This window comes from Serratia sp. (in: enterobacteria), from assembly GCF_046715635.1.
Taxonomy (GTDB): Bacteria; Pseudomonadota; Gammaproteobacteria; order Enterobacterales; family Enterobacteriaceae; genus Chania.
This window is the reverse complement of the sequence record NZ_JBKJYW010000188.1, coordinates 21418-29340: the sequence shown is the minus strand read 5'-3', so window position 1 is coordinate 29340 and position 7923 is coordinate 21418. Positions and strand designations below refer to the sequence as shown.

The window sequence follows — 7923 nt, the reverse complement described above, 5'->3', positions numbered from 1 at the left end:
GGCTTTGGGTAGTGGCTTTCTCGTCGATTTCATGTTTGCTCGACTGCTTGCCTATCGTAAAGCCGATGCCACCACTGCCCAGCAGGCCGCTTTTTTTCTTCTCTTCCAGCAGATAGTGGGACTCGGTCTCGGTGGCCGCACCGATATCGACATTACGGCCGGCCTGCAGGGTCACGTCCCGGTCAGCGGCAATGGCCGACCCGGTGACCGTCAGGTCATTGCCGGCGTTGACGCTGACGCTGTTACCACTCAGCAGCGTGCCTTTCTCACGCGTGAGGCGGTCGTCGGTCACGGTGTGGTTGCTGCTCTTGTTCAGGAAGCCTTTTTTCTGTGAACGTTCCTCACTGAAGGTCGACTCGCGTTCGGTGGCAGTATTGAGGGTCACATCGTTTTTCGCCTGAAGCGCGATGCCACCCTGGTCGCTGTGCAGGGTGCTGCCGGTGACCGTCACATCCCCCTCACGCCCGATGACCGTTACCCCCTGTTGCCCGCTGAAGGTACTGCCTGTACTGGTCTCACGTTCGGTTTCCTCTTCGCGATGGCTACGGGTCTTGCCGTCCCGTTTGTTTTCGCTGTCCTGGCCGAGCGTGTGGGTACGGGCGTCCTTGATGGTCACGTCCTGGGCGCTGATGCCAATGCGCCCCTCTTTACTGTCAACCTGCGCGCCTTCGGCCAGCAGGTGGTTACCCGCCACCAGGGTCACGCCCTGGTCGCCGCCGAGAGTGCTGAGCGTCAGGCGCTCCTCCTGACGGTCGTTGCTCACCGAAGAGGTACGGCTGTTGGCGTCCAGGTGAGAGGTGTTGGTGGTGGTTTCGGCCCGGATGTTGATATTATTCCCGGCCTGCACACCGAGTTGGCCTCCTGCTTTTGCCTGGCTACCCGTTAGCGTCACGTCCCGCCCGGCATTGAGCGTGAGGTTGCCGCCGGCGTTAAGCTCACTGCCTAGCGCTTGCTGCCATTCCCCGCTGACGTGCGCCATCCGCTCGCCGGCCGCTTCCATGCCATCGCGGGTACGGTTACCCAGAGAGCCCGAGATAACTTCAAGGTCGGCCGTATGACTGCTTTTAGCAGTAGTAACGGTCAGGTCGTTGCGTGCACTGAGGCTGAGGGCGTTGGTGGCATCGAGTTTCGCCCCTGTGAGCGTAATATCGGTACCACTGAGACGGATGTCGTCGGCGCTCATCGTCGCCTGGCGCAGCGCATCCTGCAGATTGCTGCTCAGGGTCAGGCTGTCAGCCTGCACGTCAATGCTGCCAGCCTTGATGTCGCCGCCCTGATGCAGGAACTGCCCAGCATCAACCGACAGGGCCTTGTCGGCAAACAGGTTACCGGCATTGGTGACACTGTTTGCCGAGAGCTGCAGGTCGCCACCGCCAATCACCGCGCCATCGCCGGTCAGGCGCAGCGTGGTCTGCGCCAGGTACACCTTCGGCACCCACACCGTTTGCGGGCCGTCGGCGGTATCCCCAGAAGGGACAGTTGCAGGTAACACATATGTGCTGCAGTCGCATCAATATCCATGCAACTGGCGAATAGCTTGTCCTGATAGTTGATACCCTGTTCCGCAAGCACTTCAGCAAATGCGATCACCATACTGCCCGCCCCAACTGCCGGTTCCTGCAACGTAATGAACGGCTTGTGCTCCAGCTCGCTGAGTACATCACCGGCGGTGAGGCGAGCCATCAGGGCAGACAGATGATAAGGTGTGAAAAACTGGCCCATATGGTCTGAGCCGTTCTCCAGTTCCATGAAGATCTGGCCCAGAAAGTCACCCGGCTGACACTCCAGAGCGCCAGTGAGACACCCCAGCAACTGAGTCATCCGGTTAACATCATCAGGTTGATAGCGACCGGCAATCGCCAGATACTCTTTTTCCAGATCAGGACTGCGAAGAAAAACGTTCTGCACGGCAAGTGTCGCCATTTCTGCAAAATCGCGAAAAACCTCATGTCGGTGGTGATAGCGCGCCGTTTCACGAAACAACCGGATAAATTCCCGTCGGTAATGGTCATAGCCGTTCTGGCCAACGTGGCGTAACCGATCAGGGGTATTGGCTGGCGCGAGTATATCCAGGGTCAGCTGCGTCATTCTGGTGTCCTTCCTTTGTGGCGATCTGCGGTGTGCTCCCGCCATACCGCGCTGGACGCAACGGGCCATAAGGAAAAAATCCAGCTCCGGATGCAAGGCCGCAGCGCCAATGACTGACCAGGGGGAAGGAATGCGAACGGGCACAGCAGCCGGCGGCTTGAGTTTTTCCGGCACGGTGCGACTGTTAAGCGGAGGGAGGGAGTAACTGCAGACGATGGAGTGAAGGCTGACTCAATAAGGGGGGCGGACAGATTCGCCGCCAATTCATAGTCTAGCTATATCAGCGCGGATCGTGCGCAACCATTGATTGCTAGCCGATGAGGAGTTATGCAACCGTGGAGATTTCAGCGTGAAATTTAATAAAAAAACTCATGAAATACAATGCATTAAGCCCTGTTTTTACGTGGAGAACGAACTGGGTATTTTACTGCGATCCAACCATAGAGAAATGGCATTGCAAGGTAAGCCGAGGTGGGGTGCGTCGAAATTCATGGAGATTTCACCGTGAAATCCCCATGAAAAAGCCATTAAATTTAAACAATTAACATTGAAAAATGGGTGGAGAACATTTTCAACTATGACTTGAGATGCTTGGCCAAGACAGCTTTCACCGCGTCATCAATGGCCCCCTGCAGTTCGGGCGACACACGGTTAAACTCGTAACTGAACATGCGTCCCCGTATCTTCTTGCGGGCATATTTGTTCTTGTCAGAAAACTGCCAGAGTGGGGTGATGACAGCCGCATCTCCTTTCGCTGGTTCTCCCAATAGCGTGGCTTCATCCCGTATTACCGTGAGGATTTTAGTCTTGACCTCATCTGCGGCCAGCAATGACTGCTCACGGATCCCACTGACGACGCTACTGATATTTTCGATGAGTTCTGATACTGAACGTTGATTGCTGGCCAACAACTCTTCGGCCATCAGCAACACTTTGTAGTCAGAAAAAGACAGTTCAGATTGGATCGGAAAAAGGGATAGCAACTCAGAAGATACACTGGCTGCCTGCAGCGCTCGCGTAACTTTGGCTTGCGACAATCCCTCTGCTTCAGCGATTTCTTTTTGTGTCAGTCCACTTTGCTTAAGGGCGAGCAGACGGGTTCCCACTTCGCGGATGTTATGCTCTCGGGCTGTCTGAATATCCTGGGCCAACTTTCTGGCTTCGCTGACCGTGAGAGGCTCATCCGTCACTAAAATATCCAGACCAACATGTTTAAGAATGGCAGAGGCACGACGACGAGAACCATCGAGGATCTCGATACGGTCATCGTGACGAACACCAATGGCCGGGAAAAACTGCTGCAGGCTGATGGTTCGCGTAATATCCTGCAGGGATTCAGGGGTGAGCGCAGACTGATCACGTCCGTTTATTTCCTGAAGAACATACGTTTTGGTTTCAACATCTGCCGCCGGAACGGTCACTTTGGTAAAGACCGCCTTCCTGCCAGAAGCCAGGGTAAAGACCTGTTTGAACGCTTCTGGCTCGGCTTCGTTGTTAAGAACTGGCGCGCTAAACGTGCGCCCGATTGTCTGACGTTTTGTGCTCATCGGGCACCTCAATTCATTCGAATAAATTCAATGCGGTCAAATACTGCTTTGGCAAAATCTTCCGCAGCGGTACGCGCATTTTTCAACGCCTCGCTGCTCCCCACATAGGTAGATGGGTTCGCGGAGATCACCGTATCAAACGACTCGCCACAGCGTTCAAAGCCATCAAGCCGGGGTAATGCAGCATCGAGCATGTCTCCGCCAAAAATTTCTTTCGCAAGGCTGTGGCAGACTTTGTGATCGGGCTTGTTGGACAATTTGGACATAAAGCCGATGTTTCCCTGCAACCGACACGGACAGCCAGAGGCTTCAATGATACTGACCAACTCAGGCAGGCGGGTCAGGTACTTCAGGGTAGAGTGGAAATCAACCTGTGCAGGTGGGATCGGCGTCATCAGGAGATCGGCGGCCGCAATCGCGTTCTTCAGGAATGCATCCAGGTGAGGACCGCTATCGACAAAGATAAAGTCATAATCAGCCTTCAGTTTATCAATGATGTTCTCGCGCAAGACAGCATGGGGGTTTTGGCCAGGTAAATGCTCGGCACACAAACTTTCCCAACCTGAAGCGATGAACGCATCATCAATGGATGCGGGAAGAACGTCGACGCCGGGTACAACAGATGGCACGATGAACTCATTGAGTAATTCTTCCCGACTGACATTTTGGAGCATGGCCTGCGCGGAGGTTGTCTCAACCAGGCCCACTGCACGGGTATGGTTCAAAAACATGGTGGCCGAGGACTGCGGATCCAGATCAATGACCAAGACGCGTAAATCTTCAAAAAGGAGGTGGGGATGGGCACGTAGTGCATGAGCCAGTGACACCGTAGAAACGGTCTTTGAGACACCCCCCTTCAGGTTGCCGACAAAAAGAGTCATTGCTTCAGGATGGCGATCGCGATATTTAGGAACACCGCGGTGATGGTAAATATCGACAATATTCTGGACGGTCATCGCGTACTTTGTCGAAGACCCGGCCGCGCGCTTCTCAAAGACATAACCGCTGTTTTCCATCTCGCTCACGGCATAGTCCACGTTGGCGCGCGTCAGCTTGGGAAATTTTGCCACGGCGGCTTTGGCATACACCTGAAAATACTCGTTCTCCTTGAGCTCTTCTTTCTGAAGTTGTATCTGCTCAGTCAACGCGGACAGCATTTTTTCGGCACGTAATGCGACTTTCTCTGTTTGATGAGAATCCATAATCATCAACACCTCTTTTTATGTAGCTTATTTGAATAAAATCAATAATCCTGCATGTATGATTAAAAATCAACACAATTAGCAATTAAATTAGTACGCACTAACCCTGTAGTTAGATCATGTTCGGTTACATCACGCAGTGGCTAAAATTCCGCATATTCCCTTTAAGGAAAACCAGAGGCGCTTCTTTCATACAAGGAACACGATGTAGAGCGTAACCACATGGAATAGGCTACGATGCGTTTGCTGGGAGAATTACACTAAGCGGTGAACAACAATGCCCAGTATAAAACTCGGGTCTTCTGGCATTTCACTTTCAACAAACAGCGCGGTTGAGGATAGGTACATTTCATCTCAAATCGTAGAACAAGAAAAAAACATCAACAGGTATTGGTAAACTAACGTCCTTAGGACGTTAGTTTACCAATACTTACTCGACTGTCAAGAATATTTTAATTTCAATAAATTTCATTGCCTTATGGAAAATTGCAATTAAATAGCCCTTGACATCAAGCACTGACCAATGTATAAGTCCTTAGGACTTATACATTGGTCAGCGAAACATGATATCAAAAACAATTTCACTCAGAGAAGCCCTCCGGAGAACATTGCTTTCCAAGCATGACCATCCCGCGATTGGATTGCATGACATCAATTGGTATATCTATACCTTGTACAGGGATAGAGAGTTTGATGGTGTACGGATTGGTAAAATATCCGCTTCAGAACCCGATCATAGGGTTTTAGACGATGCACTAAACGATTTAAAAACTCAGGGTATACTCTCCCCAATCGTGGAAGGCATTGTATTCCAGGTAAGCAACAAGGATAAGGCAAGTGCACAACAAATCGCCTGCAGTTTAACGCCTTATTCGTATCTGGCCTACCTGACCGCCATGGAGTGGCATGGCATAACAGACCGTATTCTTAATACTGTCCATTTAGTACAATCCTCTCAAGCACAGGCCAAAAAATTGCTGGAAGCGCGGATCACAGAAGAATTTAATGACATCAAGGACAGCCAGCCTCTGTTACCGAGGAAGATAACCTCCCTAGGTAAAATTGATGGCAAGGAAATAGTCATTCACAACAAGAAAAACTTCGTGGCGAAGCGTGAACTCTATGGCTCCGGGGGGATTCGAGTGACCAACGTCGGCGAAACATTTCTTGATATGCTCAAAGAGCCCGATATGTGTGGCGGGTTCACACATGTGATGGAAGTGTTTGAAGAATATGCCAAGGAGCACCTTCCGTTGATTGTTAAAACCATTGATAAAGAAGGTAATTCTATTGACAAGGCAAGGGCCGGCTATATTTTGGAAGAGGTATGTCACCTTAGCCACCGTACGATAGATTCCTGGAAGTTATCCGTACAACGTGGTGGAAGTCGAAAGCTGGTCGCATCTCACCCCTATAAAGAGGTGTTTTCCGAAGTCTGGTGCATATCACTTAATCTTTAGGCAACAAAAACCATGGAATACTCAATCGAACGGTGGGTTGCTGAAGCCCCCAGGGACAGGGTCACATTTCGTCAGGCTATTCATATCGTTCTTCAGGCTATCGCATCCAACGATTACCTTAAGCCAAGGATGGTCATGAAAGGGGGGTTACTGCTGGGGATCCGTTATCAAAGCAGTCGCTTTACTGAAGACATTGATTTTTCGACAGCAATGAAATTGGCAGACATCGACAAGGAGGAGTTTCTCAATGAGTTAGATGAATCATTGGCTATCGTCTCCGGCGAGCTTCCCTACCAGGTCACTTGCCTCGTTCAAACGGTTGGCATTCAGCCCAAAAAAAATGTTGAATACGCGACTTTTCCTTCTTTTAACTTAAAAATTGGGTACGCCAGGAACAACAATTCAGCCGAAATGAGACGGTTACGTGAAAAGCAGTGCCCTAATACCATCAAGATAGACTACAGCTTGAATGAAGACAGTCTGCATGTCGATCACATCACACTGACAGATGAGAATGAAATTCTCGCTTATAGCCTTACCGACCTCATCGCTGAAAAAATCCGTTCTATCATTCAGCAGGTCCCTCGCGATCGAGCTCGTCGGCAAGATATTTACGATTTGAATTTTTTGTTCGACAGCGTAGAGCTAGAAGACGCCGAAAAACTGTCGATATTGACATCTCTATTACATAAATCACTTGGCCGACTTGCGACCGGTACAGTGACGCCAGACACGCTTGATCGTGCAGATATCAAAGAACATTCCTCTCGAGAATATCAGACTCTATCAGCAGAAATAGATGGACCGTTACCGGATTTTAACACCACTTATGAGCGGATCAGGCTATTTTATCGTTCATTGCCTTGGGAGCATGTTATAGGGTGGGAGCCATGCTGACTAAGCGCTTAACATTGTGCGAAAAGGGACATAGAAACGAGCAGTTGGACCGTTTTTTTCATTTTAGTACCAGAACACATACTGTTTCTGTATTGATCGATGGCTTTAGTCAGTGCCATGCCTCGCCACATTATGTTGATTATCTTGGTGAGCAGCTGATGGCCATCCACTATACGCAATTGGATAGTGATGGGATCTGCAACGCGATTGAGCAGATACTCAATACAAACTGCGGTTATCCGGGCAAGGCAAGCATTGCCATCATCGTCTCGGATGAAAAAAACTATCGCTATCTCTCTCTGGGTGATACCCGCATCTACTGGCCCACGGCGCGAAAGCGCACTCAGGATCATACGTTAGCACAGCGCTGCGTTGAGCAAGGGAAAGCCCGGGCTGACATATTACGAACACACCCATTGAGGAATCGGGTTACTCAATTTGTTTCAAAAGAGACAGAACATGCGTTCTGTTACCACACCAACAAATGCATCCCAGGTGAACCCATCTTCATGTGTACCGATGGGTTCTGGAGTGAGTTCGATGATGAGATCCTGTACACATTCCGTTCAGAAGAGGCGCTTTGCCATGCCTTTGAGCAAATATCGTCCAGTGAAACTGGGGAAAGCGACAACGTTTCAGTGGTTATGTTGACGGATTACAGTGCGGAGTAATTCAAATCAACGTATACCGATAGTCGCCGTAACCCCAGGCTTTTGACCCGTTGCGGTT

7 protein-coding genes are annotated in these 7923 nt (G+C 50.4%); 3 read left to right on the top strand and 4 right to left on the bottom strand.

Annotation, left to right across the window (positions count from 1 at the left end):
* The 4 genes from ACLQ7H_RS09335 to ACLQ7H_RS09320 all read right to left on the bottom strand — a co-directional run.
* A partial coding sequence (locus tag ACLQ7H_RS09335) for a hemagglutinin repeat-containing protein (protein ID WP_411752412.1) occupies nucleotides 1-1492 on the bottom strand: 1492 nt, incomplete at its 3' end.
* The gene (locus ACLQ7H_RS09330) at nucleotides 1396-2088 is read right to left on the bottom strand and encodes an N-6 DNA methylase (protein ID WP_411752411.1); all 693 of its coding nucleotides are present in this window, start codon (nucleotides 2086-2088) and stop codon (nucleotides 1396-1398) included. The genes ACLQ7H_RS09330 and ACLQ7H_RS09335, both read right to left, overlap by 97 nt.
* Before the next feature lie 575 nt (nucleotides 2089-2663).
* Complete coding sequence (locus ACLQ7H_RS09325; protein ID WP_261459819.1) at nucleotides 2664-3635, bottom strand: ParB family protein; 972 nt, start codon at nucleotides 3633-3635, stop codon at nucleotides 2664-2666.
* Nucleotides 3636-3643: 8 nt separating this feature from the next.
* A complete protein-coding gene (locus ACLQ7H_RS09320) occupies nucleotides 3644-4837 on the bottom strand; it encodes an AAA family ATPase (protein ID WP_261459842.1) in 1194 nt (397 codons plus the stop codon).
* 608 nt (nucleotides 4838-5445) lie between these two features.
* Between ACLQ7H_RS09320 and ACLQ7H_RS09315 the strand changes: the two genes are divergently transcribed.
* From ACLQ7H_RS09315 to ACLQ7H_RS09305, 3 genes are read left to right on the top strand one after another with little or no spacing between them, the layout of a single operon-like run.
* Nucleotides 5446-6297: a hypothetical protein gene (locus ACLQ7H_RS09315; protein WP_261459820.1), complete on the top strand. Its 852-nt coding sequence runs from the start codon at nucleotides 5446-5448 to the stop codon at nucleotides 6295-6297.
* A 12-nt stretch (nucleotides 6298-6309) separates the two neighbouring features.
* Nucleotides 6310-7194 (top strand): nucleotidyl transferase AbiEii/AbiGii toxin family protein, encoded by an 885-nt coding sequence (locus ACLQ7H_RS09310; RefSeq protein WP_411752410.1) that lies wholly within the window; start codon nucleotides 6310-6312, stop codon nucleotides 7192-7194.
* Nucleotides 7188-7865, top strand: coding sequence for a PP2C family protein-serine/threonine phosphatase (locus tag ACLQ7H_RS09305; protein WP_261459822.1), 678 nt, complete (start codon nucleotides 7188-7190; stop codon nucleotides 7863-7865). Before ACLQ7H_RS09310 ends, ACLQ7H_RS09305 begins: the two co-directional genes overlap by 7 nt.
* The last annotated feature ends 58 nt before the right edge of the window (nucleotides 7866-7923 follow it).

What these genes read in the sequence shown, in the direction of transcription:
- ACLQ7H_RS09330 (WP_411752411.1), bottom strand. Translation starts at nt 2,088, where the DNA reads ATGACGCAGCTGACCCTGGATATACTCGCGCCAGCCAATACCCCTGAT.
- ACLQ7H_RS09310 (WP_411752410.1), top strand. Translation starts at nt 6,310, where the DNA reads ATGGAATACTCAATCGAACGGTGGGTTGCTGAAGCCCCCAGGGACAGG.
- ACLQ7H_RS09325 (WP_261459819.1), bottom strand. Translation starts at nt 3,635, where the DNA reads ATGAGCACAAAACGTCAGACAATCGGGCGCACGTTTAGCGCGCCAGTT.
- ACLQ7H_RS09305 (WP_261459822.1), top strand. Translation starts at nt 7,188, where the DNA reads ATGCTGACTAAGCGCTTAACATTGTGCGAAAAGGGACATAGAAACGAG.
- ACLQ7H_RS09320 (WP_261459842.1), bottom strand. Translation starts at nt 4,837, where the DNA reads ATGGATTCTCATCAAACAGAGAAAGTCGCATTACGTGCCGAAAAAATG.